The sequence below is a fragment of the Alphaproteobacteria bacterium genome (genome assembly GCA_041396705.1).
Taxonomy (GTDB): domain Bacteria; phylum Pseudomonadota; class Alphaproteobacteria; order CALKHQ01; family CALKHQ01; genus CALKHQ01.
Genome location: JAWKYB010000002.1, coordinates 659,125 through 677,166 on the forward strand (window position 1 = coordinate 659,125; position 18,042 = coordinate 677,166).

14 protein-coding genes are annotated in these 18,042 nt (G+C 71.2%); 5 read left to right on the forward strand and 9 right to left on the reverse strand.

Annotation, left to right across the window (positions count from 1 at the left end):
• Window positions 1-3 precede the first annotated feature (3 nt).
• The 4 genes from R3F55_03075 to R3F55_03090 are packed head-to-tail and all read right to left on the reverse strand — an operon-like array spanning window position 4 to window position 4,871.
• Window positions 4-1,170, reverse strand: coding sequence for an acetyl-CoA acetyltransferase (locus R3F55_03075; protein MEZ5666414.1), 1,167 nt, complete (start codon window positions 1,168-1,170; stop codon window positions 4-6).
• 55 nt (window positions 1,171-1,225) lie between these two features.
• Window positions 1,226-3,004 (reverse strand): asparagine synthase (glutamine-hydrolyzing), encoded by a 1,779-nt coding sequence (gene asnB / locus R3F55_03080; protein MEZ5666415.1) that lies wholly within the window; start codon window positions 3,002-3,004, stop codon window positions 1,226-1,228.
• Window positions 3,004-4,083, reverse strand: a complete 1,080-nt coding sequence (locus R3F55_03085) for a glycosyltransferase (protein ID MEZ5666416.1) — start codon at window positions 4,081-4,083, stop codon at window positions 3,004-3,006. Before R3F55_03085 ends, asnB begins: the two co-directional genes overlap by 1 nt.
• Entirely contained in the window at window positions 4,080-4,871 is a 792-nt protein-coding gene (locus R3F55_03090) for a glycosyltransferase family 2 protein (GenBank protein MEZ5666417.1), read from the reverse strand. The genes R3F55_03085 and R3F55_03090 overlap by 4 nt, the downstream gene beginning before the upstream one ends.
• A 300-nt stretch (window positions 4,872-5,171) precedes the next feature.
• Between R3F55_03090 and R3F55_03095 the strand changes: the two genes are divergently transcribed.
• Window positions 5,172-6,083 (forward strand): UDP-2,3-diacylglucosamine diphosphatase, encoded by a 912-nt coding sequence (locus tag R3F55_03095; GenBank protein ID MEZ5666418.1) that lies wholly within the window; start codon window positions 5,172-5,174, stop codon window positions 6,081-6,083.
• Window positions 6,020-7,048 (forward strand): glycosyltransferase family 1 protein, encoded by a 1,029-nt coding sequence (locus R3F55_03100; GenBank protein ID MEZ5666419.1) that lies wholly within the window; start codon window positions 6,020-6,022, stop codon window positions 7,046-7,048. Before R3F55_03095 ends, R3F55_03100 begins: the two co-directional genes overlap by 64 nt.
• A 61-nt stretch (window positions 7,049-7,109) precedes the next feature.
• On the opposite strand, the gene R3F55_03105 is transcribed toward R3F55_03100, so the two are convergent.
• The 5 genes from R3F55_03105 to R3F55_03125 all read right to left on the reverse strand — a co-directional run bounded on the left by R3F55_03105 (window position 7,110) and on the right by R3F55_03125 (window position 14,262).
• The gene (locus tag R3F55_03105; protein MEZ5666420.1) at window positions 7,110-8,063 is read right to left on the reverse strand and encodes a hypothetical protein; all 954 of its coding nucleotides are present in this window, start codon (window positions 8,061-8,063) and stop codon (window positions 7,110-7,112) included.
• A 124-nt stretch (window positions 8,064-8,187) separates the two neighbouring features.
• Window positions 8,188-8,829: a papain-like cysteine protease family protein gene (locus tag R3F55_03110; GenBank protein MEZ5666421.1), complete on the reverse strand. Its 642-nt coding sequence runs from the start codon at window positions 8,827-8,829 to the stop codon at window positions 8,188-8,190.
• 108 nt (window positions 8,830-8,937) lie between these two features.
• On the reverse strand, window positions 8,938-9,936 hold the full coding sequence (gene araD1 / locus R3F55_03115; GenBank protein ID MEZ5666422.1) for an AraD1 family protein: 999 nt from the start codon (window positions 9,934-9,936) through the stop codon (window positions 8,938-8,940).
• A 111-nt stretch (window positions 9,937-10,047) separates the two neighbouring features.
• Window positions 10,048-11,802, reverse strand: a complete 1,755-nt coding sequence (locus R3F55_03120) for a cation:proton antiporter (protein MEZ5666423.1) — start codon at window positions 11,800-11,802, stop codon at window positions 10,048-10,050.
• A 69-nt stretch (window positions 11,803-11,871) separates the two neighbouring features.
• A complete protein-coding gene (locus R3F55_03125) occupies window positions 11,872-14,262 on the reverse strand; it encodes a caspase family protein (GenBank protein ID MEZ5666424.1) in 2,391 nt (796 codons plus the stop codon).
• A 251-nt stretch (window positions 14,263-14,513) separates the two neighbouring features.
• Between R3F55_03125 and tssA the strand changes: the two genes are divergently transcribed.
• From tssA to tssC, 3 genes are all read left to right on the forward strand, one after another.
• On the forward strand, window positions 14,514-15,647 hold the full coding sequence (tssA, locus tag R3F55_03130; GenBank protein ID MEZ5666425.1) for a type VI secretion system protein TssA: 1,134 nt from the start codon (window positions 14,514-14,516) through the stop codon (window positions 15,645-15,647).
• 363 nt (window positions 15,648-16,010) lie between these two features.
• The gene (gene tssB / locus R3F55_03135; protein MEZ5666426.1) at window positions 16,011-16,538 is read left to right on the forward strand and encodes a type VI secretion system contractile sheath small subunit; all 528 of its coding nucleotides are present in this window, start codon (window positions 16,011-16,013) and stop codon (window positions 16,536-16,538) included.
• Window positions 16,538-18,025, forward strand: coding sequence for a type VI secretion system contractile sheath large subunit (gene tssC, locus R3F55_03140; GenBank protein MEZ5666427.1), 1,488 nt, complete (start codon window positions 16,538-16,540; stop codon window positions 18,023-18,025). Before tssB ends, tssC begins: the two co-directional genes overlap by 1 nt.
• Window positions 18,026-18,042 lie beyond the last annotated feature (17 nt).

Consider the following 18,042-nt stretch of genomic DNA (forward strand, 5'->3'; position numbering starts at 1 on the left):
CGCCTAGCGCAGCGCCTCCAGGATCGAGACGTAGTTGGCGACGGCGGCGCCGCCCATGTTGAAGACGCCGGCCAGCCGCGCGTCGGCCACCTGCATCGCCTCGGCGCGCCCGGTCACCTGCATCGCCGCCATCACGTGCATCGACACGCCGGTGGCGCCGATCGGGTGGCCCTTCGACTTCAGTCCGCCGGAGGGATTGACCGGCAGCTTGCCGTCCTTCTCGGTCCAGCCGCCGAGCGCGGCGCGGTGGCCCTCGCCGGGCCCGACCAGACCCATCGCCTCGTACTGGATCAGCTCGGCGATGGTGAAGCAGTCGTGGGTCTCGACCAGGCTGAGGTCGTCAAGCGCCAGCCCGGCCTGGTCCAGCGCGCGCGACCAGGCCAGCGCGCAGCCCTCGAACCGGGTCATGTCGCGCCGGCTCATCGGCAGGTAGTCGTTGACTTGGCTGCGGGCGCGGAACACCACCGCCTTGTCCATTGCCAGCGCCGTGTCCATGTCGGCCAGCACCACCGCGGCGGCGCCGTCGGAGACCAGGCTGCAGTCGGTCCGCTTCAGCGGCGGGGCGACCATCGGGTTCTTGTCGGAGACGGTGCGGCAGAAGTCGACGCCCAGGTCCTTCTGCAGCTGGGCCAGCGGGTTGGCGCAGCCGTTGCGGTGGTTCTTGGCGGCGATGTGGGCCAGCGCGTCGGTCTGGTCGCCGTATTTCTGGAAGTAGAGCTGGGCGATGCGCGCGAACACGCCGGCAAAGCCACCCTCGAGCTCGGCCTCCTCCTTGCGATAGCAGGCCTGCATCAGGATGCCGCCGACCTTGTCGCCCGGCGTGTCGGTCATCTTCTCCACCCCGATCACCAGCACGATGCGGCCGCGGCCGGCCTCGATCTGGTTCAGCGCCTGGTGGATGGCGGCGCTGCCGGTGGCACAGGCGTTCTCCACCCGGGTGGCCGGCTTGAAGCGCAGCCGGTCGTCGGCCTGCAGCACCAGCGAGCTGCCGAAGTCCTGTGCCGAGAAGCCGCCGTTGTACCAGCCGAGATAGATCGCATCGACGTCGTCCGGGCCGATGCCGGCGTCGGCGATGGCATCGGCGGCGGCGCGCACGATCAGCGATTCCGCGTCCTGGTCGGCCAGCTTGCCGAACTTGGAATGGGCCCAGCCGACGATGCAGGCGGTCATGGCGAATCTCCCGACGGAATGGCGGCCGGTCGCGCGGCCGTGCGGTGGCTCAGAACTATGCGTCGGCCCGGGCCGAGTCCAGCGCGGCGAAGGTATCGGCGTCGCCGGGCTCGACGCCGACCATGTGGCGCTGGTGCCAGAGGGCGTAGAACAGCAGGGTCCAGGCGGCGAAGCCGTGGCGCTTGTCGTCGCTGTCGAACAGCCGGGTCACCGCGTCCGGCCGGCACAGCGCGGCGACGCCGGCCTGGGCCGCGACCAGCGGGCCGAGGCGCTTGCCCTGGCCGCGCAGCCATTGCGCCACCGGCACGGTGAAACCGCGCTTGCGGCCGAAGGCGTCGGCCTCCGGCAGCGCCTTTTCCAGCCAGTGCCGCAGCAGCCACTTGCCGAGCCGGCCGCGCACCTTCAGCCGGTCGGGCAGCGCGAAGGCGAACTGCGCGACCGCCGGGTCCAGCAGCGGCACCCGCCCCTCCACGCCATGGGCCATCAGGCAGCGGTCGACCTTGGTCAGCAGGTCGTTGGGCAGCCAGTCGGTGAAGTCGATCATCTGCGCCACCTGCAGCCGGGTTAGCGCGCCGTGGCTGGCCGCCAGCGTCTCGGCGGCGTCCATGCCGTCGCGCCAGCCGGCCGGCTGGCTGCGCAGCACGTCCAGGCCGTCGAACATGCCCTTCACCCGCATGCCGCGCCCGCCCCAGAACCACGGCCGCACGGCGCTGCGATAGCGGCCGTAGCCGGCGAACAGCTCGTCGCCGCCCTCGCAGCACAGGATCACCTTCAGGTCCTGGCGCGCCCGCGCGGCCAGCAGGTAGGTCGGGATCACCGCGTAGTCCGCCACCGGGTCGTCCATCGCCGCGGCGATGCGCGGCAGATGGCGCCAGACGTCGTCCTCGCCGATCTCGACCTCGACATGCTCGGCCCCGGCCGCCTTGGCGGTGGCACGTGCGCGTGCGCGCTCGTCGTGCACGTCGGCGCCGCGGAAGCCGGCGGTGTAGGCCCGCACCGGCCGATCGTTCAGCCGCGCCATCACCGCCAGCAGCGCGCTGGAATCGATGCCGCCGGACAGGAACATCCCATAGGGCACGTCCGAGCGCTGGTGCAGGTCGACGCTTTCCATCAGCACGCGGTCGAGGCTGGCCAGCGCCGCCGCCTCGTCGATCGGGCGCGGTCCTTCGACCGGCAGCACGCTGCGCCGCCTGCGCTCCAGCACGCGGCCGCCGGCCACCACCACCGTCTCGCCGGGCAGCAGCCGCTTGACGCCGGCGAACGGCGTGTTGGCGCCGGTGGAGAACTGCATCTGCAGCAGCTCGGCACGCGCCAGCGGCTCCTCATTCCGCTCGACCAGGCCGGCGGCGACCAGCGCCTGCGGCTCGGAGGCGAAGGCGAAGTGGTCGCGGTGCTCGGCGTAGTACAGCGGCTTGATGCCGAACGGGTCGCGGCTCAGCACCAGCCGGCCGCTGGGCCGGTCGTGGATGGCCAGCGCGTACATGCCGCGCAGCCGGTCGGCGAAGCCGGTGCCGCCGTCGGCGTAGAGGAACAGCGGCGGCTCGCAGTCGGAGCGGGTGGCGAAGCGGTCCTCGCCCAGCTCGGCGCGCAGCTCGCGGTAGTTGTAGATCTCGCCATTGGCGATCAGCGTGGTGTGGTTGGGGCCGTGCAGCGGCTGGTCGCCGGTCTGCAGGTCGATGATCGCCAGCCGGGTCTGCACCATCGCCACCCGGTCGGCCTGGTAGGTGCCGCGACCGTCCGGCCCGCGGTGGGCCAGCGCGTCGCCCAGCCGGGCCAGGATGGCGTCGTGGGAATGGCCGTCGCTGGTCGGCATCACCCCGGCGATGCCGCACATCAGCTTTCTCCGCCCAGGCGAATCCCGCGCGCGTCGAGCAGGCGGCGGAACAGTTCGACATACTGCGCGACCACCACGTCGGGCGTGTAGGCGGCGCGGTAGACCCGGTGGCCGCCGGCGGCCAGCCGCCTGGCCAGCGCCGGCTGCTCGATCAGGCGGGTCAGCCCGACCGCCATCGCCTCGGCGTCGTCGACCGGGACCAGCAGGCCGGTCTCCTCGTCCTCCAGCAGCGCGCTCGGCCCGACGCTGGCCGCCGCCAGCACCGGCTTCTCGTGCGCCCAGGCCTCCAGCACCACGTTGCCCAGCGGCTCGTGCCGCGACGGGCAGACGAACACGTCGGCGGCGCGGTAGTAGCCGGCGACGTCGTCGCGCCAGCCCGGCAGCCGCACCCGGTCGGCGGCGCCGCACTCGGCCGCCAGCGCCTCCAGCCGCGCCCGCTCCGGGCCCTCGCCCAGGATCCAGCAATAGACGCCCGGCATGGTCGCGACCGCACGGATCAGGATATCGAACGCCTTGTTGGCGTGCAGGCGGCCCATCGCCAGCACCAGCGGCGCCTTCGCCGGAGTGTCCAGGCTGGCCCGCGCGACCGGGGCGCCCGGCTCCACCGTCACGAAGTTCGGCAGGTAGTGCACCCGCGCCGGCTGCCAGCCCTGGCGCAGGATCCAGTCGGCGATGTCGCGGGTGTTGGCGATCAGCGCCTCGCAGTGCTGGTAGTATTTGAGGTCGTAGTAGCCGCCCAGCCGCGCGATGTGCAGGAACGGCGACGAAGGCGAAGCGCGCGGGCACATGTGGCTTGCCCGGCTCATCCAGGTCAGCACGATATGCGGCATGAAGCGCGAGATCTCCGCGCGCAGTCCGCGCCGGGTGGTGAAGTCGAGCCAGCCGCTGAACGGCAGCTCGGTGACCGGGATGCCGGCCGCGCGCAGGGCGGCGACGCGGGCGGCATGCGGCCGGCTGGCGATGTGCTGGGTCACCGAGACCGGCCCGGGGGCATCCTGCAATGCCTTGGCCAGCCTGACGAAGAACGCCTCGGCGCCGCCGTGCTCGGCGCCGGCGATGGCCTGGAACAGGCGGATCACTCGTCCTCCAGCGTGGCCTTGAGATAGCTCAGGATCGGATACAGCGCGGCCATCAGGGCGATCAGGATGCCGTAGCGGCCCTCGCGATAGCCCTTGCGGGCGACATAGCATTTCCAGAAGCGCGAGAAAATCCGGCGCAGGTTGCGGCCCAATGTCCCGACCTCGCCGCTGGCACGCATGTCGCGCGCGGCCAGCGTGGTGTAGCGGTCGAGCCGGTGCAGCATGTCGGAGATGCCGGTGTCGACATGATGGATCATGCGCGCGTTCAGCGTCATCTTGGCGCCGTCGAGGGCAAGCTTGGGGTGGACCCGCTGCGGTCCCCAGCGCTTCGCCCCCCGCGCGAACAGCCGGATGGCGGCGCTGACGCCGATCTGCGCGCCCCAGCCGTAGCGCACAAGCCGGTCGCCGACGTAGTTGTCGTAGGGCACGACGAAATAGCCGTAGGGCGCGCCGGCGATCGCGGTCCGGATCTCGGCGGCCAGTTCCGGCGTGACCCGCTCGTCGGCGTCGACCTCCAGGATCCAGTCGCCGGTGCAGGCATCGATGCCGGTGTTGCGGCGGTCGCCCTCGACCGGCCAGGCGCCGGCGACGATGCGGTCGGTGAAGCGGCGCGCCACCGCCTCCGAACCGTCGGTGCAGCGGTCGAGCACGACCACCAGCTCGTCGGCGAAGGCGAGCCGTTCCAGGCAGGCGGCCAGCTGGTCTTCCTCGTCGTGCGCAACGACCAGGGCCGACAGCCGCGGGGCGGCGACGGCCGGGGGCGTGACCGGGCGGTAGGGGCTATCCATCGGCTGCCGATATGCACGCTCGCGCGGCCGCTGTAAACGCCCGCCGCGCCCGTCGCCGGGCCGGCGCCGGCGACCCGGCGGAACCGTCGACCGAGGGCACATGTAAGTAATATCGTCTAGTACTGTGAGAAAATTGACAGTTCTGTTTCATGGTCCTGTGTGAACATTTTTTGAATTTTGCTTTCACACGAATCATTTCCATTGAATTCGGCCGTTGACTTGCCCACCGTCCCGGCGGATTCAGCCAGGGCCGAATCGGGAGCGGGGGTTGCCGGGCGACAGCAAGCGCAGGAGCGGGCGATGAACGCGCATTCGCCGCGCAGACAATATCGCACCGTCTGGATCTCCGACATCCATCTCGGCAGCCGCGGCTGCCAGGCCGAGCTGCTGCTCGACTTCCTCGCCCATGTCGAGGCCGAGACCTGGTATCTGGTCGGCGACATCATCGACGGCTGGCGGCTGGAACGCAGCTGGTACTGGCCGCCGGCGCACGACCGCGCGGTCAGGTCGTTCCTGCGGCTGGCCGAGCTGGGCCGGCGCGTGGTGCTGGTGCCCGGCAACCACGACGAGGCGCTGCGCCGGTTTGACGGCCGCTTTTTCCAGGGCATCGAGGTGCGCGAGGACGCGGTGCACCGGACCGCGGACGGCCGCCGGCTGCTGGTGCTGCACGGCGACCAGTTCGACGGCGTGGTGCGCTGCCACCGCTGGCTGGCGCTGCTCGGCGACGGCGCCTATGGCGCCGCGCTGGCGCTCAACCGGCATTTCAACGGCCTGCGCCGCCGGCTCGGCTTTCCCTACCGGTCGCTGTCGGCCGTCCTGAAGCTGAAAGTGAAGGAAGCGGTGCAGTACATCGGCCGCTTCGAGGAAGCGGTGGCGGCCGCGGCGCGGCAGCGGCGGGTCGACGGCGTGGTCTGCGGCCATATCCACCATGCCGAGATCCGCACCATCGACGGGGTGCTCTACTGCAACGACGGCGACTGGGTGGAGAGCTGCACCGCGCTGGTCGAACACTTGGACGGCCGGCTCGAAATCCTGGGCTGGGCCGACCTCAGGCCCGACGCCCATTGCGCCGCGCCGGCGCCGCGCGGCCGCTCGCTGCCGCGCGACACCGTGCTGGCCGGTTATGGCATCTCGCTCGAGGAGCCGGAATGCGCATTCTCATCGTCACCGATGCCTGGCTTCCTCAGGTCAATGGCGTCGTCCGCACGCTGAGCCAGCTCGACCGCGAGCTGGCCGGCCTCGGCCACCGTGTCGTGCTGGTCGCACCCGACCGCTTCGCCACGCTGCCGTGCCCGACCTATCCGGAGATCCGGCTGGCGCTGCGGCCGCGCGCCGGCGTGGCGCGGGCCTTTGCCGCATTCGATCCCGAGGCGGTGCACATCGCCACCGAGGGACCGCTCGGCTGGGCCGCGCGGCGCCATTGCCTCGACAACCGGCTGCCGTTCACCACGGCATTCCATACCCGCTTCCCGGACTACCTGCATGCCCGCTTCGGCGTGCCGCGCGCCTGGTCGTTCGCGCTGCTGCGGCGCTTCCATGGCGCGGGCGCCGGCGTGATGGCGGCGACCGCCTCGCTGGCGCGCGAGCTGGCGGGGCGCGGTTTCGGCAACGTCCGGCCGTGGACGCGGGGGGTCGACACGGCGCTGTTCCGACCTCTGGCAGACGACGAGGTTCCGCCGCTGGCGCTGCCGCGCCCGGTGTTCCTGTTCGTCGGCCGGCTGGCGGTGGAGAAGAACCTGGAGGCGTTTCTCGGCGCCGATCTGCCCGGCACCAAGCTGGTGGTGGGCGACGGGCCGCAGCGTGCCGCGCTGGCCGCACGTTTCCCGGAGGCCGTGTTCGCCGGCGCCCAGCACGGCGAGGCGCTGGCGCGGCACTACCGGATGGCCGACGTGTTCGTCTTTCCCAGCCGCACCGACACCTTCGGCCTGGTGATGCTGGAGGCGCTGGCCAGCGGGGTTCCGGTGGCGGCCTACCCGGTGCCGGGCCCGCTCGACGTCATCGGCGACAGCGGTGCCGGCGCGCTCGGCGACGATCTCGCCGCGGCGGCCATGGCGGCGCTGTCGATTCCGCGCGCGGCCTGCCGGGCGCATGCGGCACGGTTCAACTGGCGCGCGTGCGCCCGGCTGTTCGTCGCCAACCTGGCCCCGTTCGGCGGAACAAGCGCGCGGGCGGCGTGAGGGCGCGCGGGCGATGCGCCGGCCGGAACCGGCGCACCGTCACCGCGACCGGTGGTGCCGGTCAGTTGAAGGCGGCCCAGTCCAGGTCGGACTCGATCACCGTGTAGCCGGGGGTATCGGTGTCCCATTCCGGCATCGCCTCGAGCGCGGCTTCCGACGTGTCGAGCAGCACGAAGGCGTCGCGCTCCGGCTCGTAGTCGAACGCGCTCAGGCTGACGGCGCGTTCGCTGTCGCCGATGCCGAGCACGCCGTCGTCCAGCGACACGATCAGGAACAGCTCGCCCTGGCCGTTGTGGGCGATCTCCTCGACGCTGCCGATGTCGTCGCCGGCACGGTCGAGGATGTCCAGCCCGACGATCTCGTCGACGCCGCGGCCGTCGATCAGCGTCCGTGCGTTGCCGAACAGGTCGGCGACCGCGTCCTCCACGTCCTCGGCCATATCCGACAGGTCGACCGCATCCTCGTCGGCGGCCGCATCGTCCCAGCGATAGACCGCCGGATCCGTCGCCACCGCGTCGATCACCGTGTCGGCGGCGACCACGCTGTACAGCCGTGCCCGCGCGCCATAAGGGTCCGCCATCGCCGGCGCGGCGCCGTGGCTGCCCCACAGCACCAGCGCCTCGGCCTCGTCGTTGTAGTCGAAGCGGGTCAACGGAATGGCCTGGTCGCCGACGCCGGCCAGCGTGCTGGCTTCGTCGTAGCCGACGATCAGGAACAGGCCGCCATTGGCGTTGCGCGCCACCATGGCGACATGGCCGATCAGGTCGCCGGCCTCGTTGTAGACCGCCATGTCGGCGATGTCGCCGGCCTCGCGGCCGACCAGGGCCTGCACCGCCGACCCGACATTGTCGGGGTCGACCACGCCGTCGGCGCCCGGATTGCCGACCTCGACCAGCACCTCGGTTTCGGCTGCGGCCTCCGCCTGCGGCATGTCCTCGGCCAGGGCGGCGCCGCCGGCCATGACCAGCGCGCTGGCCGAAGCCAGCATGGCGCTGCGACTGATGAATGTCCTCATCGTGGTTCTCCTCAGCTTTGGTGTTTGCCGGATCGCGGCCGACCCGCGGCACGCGATCCATGCAAGGAGAAACGCACGAGGCGGATTCAGTTCCGCCGCGGCACCGGATTTCGGCTGCGTGCCGTCAGGCCGGATAGACCCGGATGCGCGCCAGGAAGGCGCGGCCGTGCCATTCCATGCCGGTCAGCTGGCGCCGGCCGACGCCTGGCCACGGGTCGCGCACCACCGCGCCGGTGACCTCGCCGTTGCCCTGGGCGTCGCGCCGGTAGAGGATCGAGGTCAGCACCATCGCATGGCCCATGGTGCCGATGATCAGCGGCTTGTTCTCGGCCAGGTCCTGCGCCGCCGTGAACTCGTTTGCGGTATAGGCGTCGGATTCCACCTCGAACGGCCGGCCGCCGTCGTCGCGCCACGGCCGGTTCAGGTTGCCGAGGATCTGCTCCGGCCAGGCCGGCATGTTGACGATGCCACCCCATGTTTCCTCGACGATGCGCTCCTGCGGCACGTGGAAGCCGTGGAAGCGGAACACCATCTCGATGCAGGCCGCCCAGCACCACTGGTTGAGGTGCTGGCTGCCGACCGCGGCCGCCGTGGCCGAGGCGACCTCGCGGCTGATGCCAGCCTCGCACTGCTGCAGCCCGTAGCCGTCGAAGGCGCCGCAGACCTTTTCCGCGGCTGCCGGCGTCGCCAGCGCCACGCCGACCAGCGCCGAGCCGGCGCCGATGCCGCGCAGCACCTGCCGGCGGTGGAGACTCACGTCCGTCATTGGCCAATCCCCCGATTCTGCCATCGCGGTGGCCGGGCGGCCGGCGGGCCGCCCGGGACATCGATCAGGGCATGAAAAAGGGGCCGTTCTGTGGCGACGCGCGTCGGCCTACAGCGCGCGCACTTCGACCCGTTCGGCCGCCGCGACCGCCAGCGGGTTGCGCAGGGCGCGGCCGAAGCAGCCCGCCTCGATCTCGAACACGTCGCCCGGTTCGACCCGGATGCCGTCGGCGAAGCTCAGCGTCGCGGTGCCGAAGCTGTGCACATGCACGTCGCCCGGCCGGCGGAACAGATCGTATTTGAAATGATGCGCCTCCAGGTTGGCGATGGTGTGGGACATGTTGGCCTCGCCGGACAGGAACGGCTTCTCCCATATCACCCGCTCGCCGCGCCGGATGCGCGAGGTGCCCTCGACCGAGGCCGGCAGGTCGCCGACCAGCAACTCCGGTCCGAACGACAGCGTGCGCAGCTTGGAATGGGCCAGCCACAAATAGTTCTGCCGCTCCATCACGTGGTCGGAGAACTCGTTGGCCAGCGCAAAGCCCAGCCGCCACGGCGTGCCGTCGGGACCGATCAGGTAGACGCCGGCCACTTCCGGCTCCTCGCCGCCGTCGTCGGCGAAGGCGGGCGACACCAGCGGCTGCTCCGGCGCGGAGACCAGGCTGCCGTCGCCCTTGTAGAACCACTCCGGCTGCACGCCGACGGTGCCCGGCGCCGGCTTGCCGCCCTCGAGGCCCATGCGGAACATCTTCATCGAGTCCGTCAGCGTCTCGACATCGGCGCCGGTCACCTTCTGGTGCATCGAATCGCGGGTGGCGGCGGAGCCGAGGTGGGTCAGCCCGGTGCCGGTCACCAGCAAGTGGGCGCCGTCGGCGTGGTCGACCGGACAGAGCAGGCGCCGCTCGGCGACGATCGCGTCATAGTCGTCGCCGCCGGCGCTGGCGATGCCGGCGGCCAGGTCGGCCAGCCGGGCACGCTCGGCGATCGCGCGGCCGGCGAGCTGGTAGGTGGTCTCGATGCCGGCAAGGCGCTCGAGCGCGGCACCGTCGCCGGCGATGCGGCCGACGGCGCGCTTGCCGTCGGCGGTGGTGTACTGGATCAGGCGCATGGGGCGTTTCCAATCGGCTTCGGGTTGGTGGCGGCTTCTCGTTGGAGGCCCAGGTCTTACGGCCTGCGCGGCGGGGCCGCAATGGGCGCGCGAACGCGGCCGGCGTCCCGGTTACGAACCGTCGCGCCCTTCCATGAACTGCTCGCGCGCCTGCTCGACCCGGCGGCCGACCACCTCGGCCTGGGCGCCGAAGGCGGAAAGCAGGCTGGCGCCCAGCTGCAGGCTCGATTCCAGCGTTTCCGGCGTGGCATGGCTGGCGCCGATGCCCAGCAGCTGGCGCGCGGCGTCGCGGTCGCTGGCGCGGCAATGCAGCGGCAGGGTCTGCCATTCGCGGCGCACCGCGCGCACGATGGACTCGGTCGCGCGCGGCTCGTCGACCGTGACCACGACGGCGCGCGCCCGGTCGGCGCCGGCCCGGCGCAGCAGGTCGGGGCGGGTGCCGTCGCCGAACATCGCGGCATAGCCGGCCCGGCGCAGCTGGGCGACCCGTCCCGGGTTGCGGTCGACGGCCAGCACCGGGATGTCCTCGGCCTCGAGCATGCGCGCGACCTGGCGGCCGACCCGGCCGAAGCCGATGACGATGACGTGCTCCGACAGGCTTTCGTCGTCGGCCGTCGCGGCATCGGCGGCGGCGCGCCGCGCCTCCAGCCGGGTGGCGAGCAGGCCGGCCGGCGCCGCCAGGAACGGCGTCACCATGATCGACAGCGCCGCCACGATCAGGGCCGCCTGGGCCACCGCCGGTTCGACGACCCCCTGGCTGCCGGCAAGGCTGAGCACGACCAGTGCGAATTCGCCCGCCTGCGACAGCAGCACGCCGGTTTCCATCGCCCGCGGCCAGTCCAGCCCGAACAGGCGGGCCAGACCGGCGACGATCGCCGCCTTGACCAGCATCAGCCCGACCATCGCCAGCGCGATCCAGCCCAGTTGCGGCCAGACCGCGGCCGGCTGGATGGTCATGCCGATCGAGGCGAAGAACAGGCCCAGCAGCAGGCCCTTGAACGGCTCCAGGTCGACCTCGATCTGGTGGCGGTACTCGGTCTCGGCCAGCAACATGCCGGCGAGGAAGGCGCCGAGCGCGGCCGACAGGCCGGCCGCCGCGGTCGCGACCGAGGCGCCGACGGCGATGAACAGCGTGCCGGCCATGAATGCGTCCGGCGCGCGCGAGGCGCCGACCAGCTGTAGCAGCGGCCGGGCGACGAAGCGGCCGGCCGCCACGATCAGGCTGACGATGACCGCGCCGCCGAGCAGCAGCTCGCCGAGCGACAGCCACACCGATTCCGCCTGCGCGCTGTCGCCGACCGCCAGCAGCGACGTTGCCAGCAGCAGCGGCGCCACCGCCAGGTCCTGCAGCAGCAGGATGGCGAAGGCGCGCCGGCCGACGGGGGTGGTGGTGCGCCGCGATTCGGCCAGCAGCTGCATCACCATGGCGGTCGACGACAGCGCCAGCGCGGCGCCCAGGATGACGGCGGCGACGCCGTCGAGTCCGAGCGCGGCCGCCGCGGCCGCGATCACCAGCGCGCACAGCGCCAGCTGCAGCCCACCCAGCCCGAACACCAGACGCCGCAGGGTCCATAGCCGGCGGAACGACAGCTCCAGGCCCAGCGTGAACAGCAGTAGCGACACGCCGACCTCGGCAAAGAGGCGCACCTGCTCGGTTTCGGAGAACACCACGCTGCGCAGCCACGGCTGCGCCGGCACCAGTTGGCCGAGCACGCCCGGCCCGACGGCGACGCCGAACAGCAGGAAGCCGACGATCGGGCTGATCCGCAGCCAGCGACACAGCGCCGGCAGCACGGCGGCCGCGGCCAGAAAGGCCAGCGCCTGGCCCAGATACGGCAGCGACTGGTGGGCCTGATCGGGCGGCACGGTTCCCTCGCTGCCGGAACGGGAGGCGGTCGGTGCCCCGGCGCCCGGGGCGCCGCGCCGCGGCCGGGGTCAGTAGAGCGCGGTGAAGCGCCCCGCGTCCATCACCCCGATCCGGCGGCCGTTCTGCACGTCGACGACCGCGCCGTTCCCGTTCGGGCTGTTGCGGTTCCACTCGCCGCTGACGGTGACCCCGGCCGGCGATTCGCTGACGCCGAGGCCGTTGATCTCGCCGGCCACCCATTCGCCGGCGAAGACGACGCCGCCCGGATATTCGTAGACGCCGAGCCCGCTCGGCACGCGCGCCTGCTCCTCGCCGGCATAGCGGCTGTCGCTCTGGAACAGGTGGACGCCGAGCGTCGGCTCGTTGTTGGCGAACAACCCGGCGAAGCTCTGGCCGTTCGAGGCCTGCAGCACGCCGTAGCCCTCCAGCGTTGTGCCGTTGACCTCGCCGCGATAGACGCCGTCGGCCCACGAGATCTCGATGGCGTCGTCGGTCGCGGCCAGGGCCTGCGCCTTGGTCGCCGCCTCCTCGGCGCTGGCCGCGGTGGCGCGCGCCGTGTCGGCGATCGCTTCCGCCGCCGCCGCCGCCAGCTCGGCACGCTGGCGCAGGGTCATGCCGCCGCTGGCCGGCGGGTCGAGCGACTGCAGGTAGCGGTCGATGGCGCCCTGGGTGCCGGGGCCGTAGATGCCGTCCAGCGTGCCGTCGTAGTAGCCGAGCGCCTGCAGCGCCACCTGGGCGAAGCGCACCTGCGCCCGCGGTGCCTGGGCCGGGTCCCAGAGGGCGCGGCCCTCGGCCGAGGGTGCCGGCGTCACGCTGACCGGCATGCTGAAGGCGACCTCGCCGCCATGGGCGTCCCGGGCGAGCAGGGCGAACGCGCCGGCATCGCCGGAATGGCCGGGCTTCGGCCGGTATTCCAGCGCCGCCAGGGCCTCGGCGGCGAGCTCCTGGCCGACCGCGACCGCGGCGCCGCCGGCCAGGATCTCGCCGAAGCGGGGCAACTGGGTGACCGAGACGGTGACCGCGTCGCCGTCGGGATCAGACGGCGCCGGAACCGAGAACCGGACCGGCGTCGCATCGGCGGCGACGGTCATCGCGGGGATGTCCAGCGCGACCGGCGGACGGTTCTGCCGGGCGGCGATGTGCAGCACGATCTCGGCGACCACGGCCGCCTGCGACGGGTCCGCGATCTGCAGCGACAACAGCTCGTCGACGTCGCCGGTGTCGCCGGGCGTCAGCACGACGCTGTCGAGCTGAGCCGCGGTACGGCGGTCGCCCAGCGCACGGGCGGTGCCGCCGGCGGTCACCGCCACGGTCGACGGCAGCGACACGACCTCGATGGTCAGCGCGTCGCCGTCGGGATCGCTCGGATCGGGCAGGTCGACGGTCACCGGCGCACCGCCGGCGACCAGGTCGACCGGCGGAATCGCAGCAATCTCCGGCGGCCGGTTCTGCGGCGGCGCGGCCGTCCCGTCCTGTCCGCCGGCCTGGCTGCCCGCTTCGGCGCCGCTGGTCATCCGCTGGCTGGCCAGCAGCTGCAGCAGCATCTGGCGCGCCTCGGTGGTGAATGCGCCGGCCGGGTAGTCCTGCAGATACTCCTTCAGCGCATCCAGCCGCTCGGCGTCGGTGGGCTGCAGCAGCACGCGATCCCAGGCCCGGCGCTCCTGTGCATTGACCGCGGGCTCCTGCACCGGGTTCAGCGCCAGCGGCTCCGACAGCGTCTCGCGCACCCACGGCGGCGGCGCGACGCCGCGCCGCTCCGCCATCTCGTCGCGGGCCATGACCAGCGCGTCCTCGAACTGGACACCCGGCCGGTTGGCATAGTCGAACACCTTGGCGGTAAAGTCGCCCAGCGTCGGGTCGGCCGCGACGATGGTCTTGCCCGGCTCGACCGCCAGCGCGAAGGCCGCCGGAATCGTCGTCTCGCGCGGCTCCGCCATCGCGCCGGTCAGGCCGCCGGCATCCGCCTGGGCCAGCGCGACGCCGCCTTCGAGGAAGAACCAGGCGCTGTGCACGCCTGATCGCTCGATACGCTCGATCAGCGGGTCGACGGCGACGCCGGCGGTCAGCAGGTCGGTCGCCGCGGCGATGCGCACATTGGTCGGCACCATGAAATTGCGGCCGTCGAGGTCGAGGATGTGGCCGGCGAAATAGACCACGGCGACGTCGGCGTCGGGCAGCAGGCGCAGGAAACGCTGGCTGGCGGCAAGCATCTCGCCGCGGCTGGCATTGGCGTAGCGCAGCACCTGGAAGCCGGCGCCGGACAGGAACTGGGCGACCACGGCGGCATCGGCGGTCGAACCCGGCGCGGCAGGCAGGTGGTCGTAGCCCTCGTTGCCGATCACCAGCGCCACGCCGACAACGCCGCCGGGGCCGGGCTGCGCCTCGGCGCCGTTGTGCGCGAACGTCGCGACGAGGACCGCGAGAATCAGGCCGAGTGCCGGATGGCGGCGTTTCCGCATGGTCGGTCGCCCTGTCGCTGATCGCTGCCCACTACAGTCCCAGACCCGATGGATGCCGGTGCCTGGCCGCCCATCGCAGCGCTGCCGGTTTAGTGGATTCATGACCCCCGTGCAATAGAGCCCGCCCGCCTCGGCGATGGCCGCGGGACATTCGGATTGACCCTCCGGTCGCCTATGATAGCGTGTCGCCGCCCGTTCCGCCCCACCCCCGCGGCGCCCGGATTTCTGCGCCGGCAGAGGAAGAGTCCCGCATGGCGACAGCCCCCGTGCTCGATCTCGATTCGCTGGTTGCGCCGATCTCCGACGAGGCGCCGACCGGCGAGGACCTGCGCGCCGACGCCTCGCCGACATCGATCTACTACCAGCTGAAGGACGCGCGCTCGTCCGCCCGCGCCGCCGAGCGGCAGAGCGCGGCGGAGGGCGAGAGCGGCAGCGTGCCCGACCAGTGGCGGGTGATCCTGGACAAGGCGCCGGCGGTGCTGGCCGAGCGCAGCAAGGACCTGGAGATCGCCGCCTGGCTGATCGAGGCCCTGGTCCGGTTCCACGGCTTCGCCGGGCTGCGCGACGGCTTCCGGCTGATCACCGCGCTGGTCGGGGCCCATTGGGCCGGCCTCTATCCGGTCGAGGACGAGGACGGGCTGGAAACCAAGATCGCGCCGCTGACCGGCCTGAACGGCGAGGGCGCCGACGGCACGCTGATCATGCCGATCCGCCAGATTCCGTTGACCGAGCCGGGCGATACCGGCCCGCTGGCCTATTGGCACTACCAGCAGGCCGATGCCGTCGGCCGCATCGCCGACGAGGACAAGCGCCAGGCCCGCATCGACGCCGGTGCGATCACGGTCGACCAGTTCAATGCGGCGGTGAACGCGACCTCGCCGGGATTCTATCAGCGGCTGTTCGAGGATGCCGCGGAAGCGACCGCCGCCTTCGCCGAAATGGAGGCGGTGCTGAACGAGCTCTGCGGCGCGGACGGACCGCCGACCGGGGCGATCCGCTCGTCTATGTCCGACGTGATCGACCTGGTGCGGTACGCCGCCCGCGACCGCATGCCGGTGGCGGCGGCGGAGCCGGAAGCGGCGGGCGATGCGGCCCAGGCGCCGGCGGCGGGCGGCGGCGGCGAGGCCGCCGCGGCCGCGCCGCGCGGCGGCAGCGACGTCATCGCCAACCGCGAGGATGCGTTCCGCCTGATCCTGAAGGCGGCGGAGTTCTTCCGGCGCAACGAGCCGCATTCGCCCATCGCCTATACGCTGGAGGACCTGGTCCGCCGCGGGCGCATGTCGCTGCACGAACTGTTGATCGAGCTGCTGCCAGACGGCGACGCCCGCCGCGGGTTCCTGACTGCCGCCGGAATCAAGCCGCGGGCCGACGGCGGCGAGGAGTGACACGGTCGCGGGCCGCGGCGGCCCGGAGTGCGCCTGCGCACAGGCCGATGCCGTGCGGGCTGGCAAAACCGTTGCAATGACGTTAGGATGGGCGCAGCCGCTCGGGCTCCGGCGGTGAAGTGTCGTTCAAAGTCCCTCAATGAACGGACTCTCGGATTCATGCCGCCAACGGTTTTTGGGCGCCGTCGCGCACCGCAGGTGCCGGGCCGGCCACGGAAATGCAATCCGGCGATGTATTTAGAGTCTGTTCAAAAAGGCCAAAATAGTCTTTGCCCGCTGGTCTGCCCCGTGTGGGCGGCGCCGGCAGCCTGCCCCGCCTCGTTTTGCCCGACGACCATCCACACAATGGAGGCATGCTAAGCCATGGCGAGTATCCACGATAAGCTGGAACGGGTGCGCAAGCCCCGTGTCCACATCCGCTACGATGTAGAGACCGAGGGCGCCCAGGTCGAAAAGGAGCTGCCCTTCGTGGTCGGCGTCATGGGCGATTTCTCGGGCGACCCGACCGAGCCGCTGAAGCCGTTGAAGGATCGCAAGTTCATCCAGATCGACCGCGACAACTTCAACGACGTCATGAAGCGCATGACCCCCGGGCTGCAGATGAAGGTCGAGAACACGCTGGCCGGCGACGGCAGCGAGATGGCGGTCGACCTGAAGTTCAACTCGATGGACGACTTCGACCCGGTCAATGTGGTCAACCAGATCGAGCCGCTGCGCAAGCTGCTGGAGACGCGCGACAAGCTGCGCGACCTGATGTCGAAGGTCGACCGCTCGGAAGAGCTGGAAGGTCTGCTTGAGCAGGTGCTGAAGAGCGGCGAGGACCTGAAGGCGCTGGGCGCCCAGCTCGGCGTCGACGAGGAAGGCAAGAAATCCGACGGAGAGGGTGCGTAATGGCTGAAACCCAAGCTGCCGAAGCCCAGGCCGCCGAAGCCGGGGAGGCCAGTCTCCTCGACCAGATGGTCGCGGCGACCAAGCAGACCGAGCCCGACCGGGCCCAGGACCTGCTGAAGACGCTGACCCAGGAAGCCCTGGCCGGCACGGTCACGTTCTCGAAGAACCTGACCCAGACCTTCAACGCCGCGATCGCGGCGATCGACGCCAAGCTGTCGGCCCAGCTCGCCGCGGTGATGCATCACGAGAAGTTCCAGAAGCTGGAAGGCACCTGGCGCGGGCTGCATCACCTGGTGATGAACTCCGAGACCAGCGCCACGCTGAAGATCCGCGTGCTGAACGTGTCGAAGCGCGACCTGTACAAGGACCTCAGCAAGGCGGTCGAGTTCGACCAGAGCCAGACCTTCAAGAAGCTGTACGAGACCGAGTTCGGCTCGCCCGGCGGCGAGCCCTACGGTGCGCTGATCGGCGACTACGAGTTCACCAACCATCCCGAGGACATCGAGCTGCTGACCGGGATGTCGAACATCGCCGCCGCCTCGTTCGCGCCGTTCATCTCGTCGGCCGGTCCGAAGATGTTCGGCTTCGAATCCTACGAGGAGCTCTCCAAGCCGCGCGATATGGAGAAGATCTTCGAATCGATCGAGTACGCCAAGTGGCGCAGCTTCCGCGACAGCGAGGATTCCCGCTTCGTGACGCTGACCATGCCGCGCGTGCTGGCGCGCGCGCCCTACGGTTCGGCGACCAAGCCGGTGGAGGAGTTCGGCTACGAGGAAGGCCGGCTCGACGCCAACGGCAATCCGGTGGCGATGGACCACACGGAGTTCTGCTGGATGAACGCGGCCTATGTGATGGGCGCGCGGCTGACCGACGCCTTCGCCCAGAACGGCTTCTGCACCGCCATCCGCGGCGCCGAAAACGGGGGCAAGGTGGAGAACCTGCCGAGCTATGTTTTCAAGAGCGACGACGGCGACAGCGACCAGAAGTGCCCGACCGAGATCGGCATCACCGACCGCCGCGAGGCGGAGCTGAGCAAGCTCGGCTTCCTGCCGCTGTGCCACTACAAGAACACCGACTATGCCGTGTTCTTCGGGGCGCAGACCAGCCAGAAGCCGAAGAAGTACGACCGGCCCGAGGCGACGGCGAACGCCGCCATTTCGGCCCGCCTGCCGTACATCATGGCGACCGCCCGCTTCGCCCACTACCTGAAGGTGATGGCGCGCGACAAGATCGGCTCGTTCATGGAGGCGGAGGATTGCGCCGCCTGGCTGAACCGCTGGATCAAGAACTACGTCAACGCCAACCCGGACGCGAGCGCCGAGATGCGGGCGAAATACCCGCTGCGCGAGGCGACGGTGCAGGTGAAGGAGGTGCCCGGCGCACCCGGCTCCTACCATGCCGTGGCCTATATGCGGCCGTGGCTGCAGATGGAGGAGCTGACCGCGTCGATGCGAATGGTCGCGCGCATTCCGCAGATGGGCGGCTGAGGCCCACGGCCGTGGCA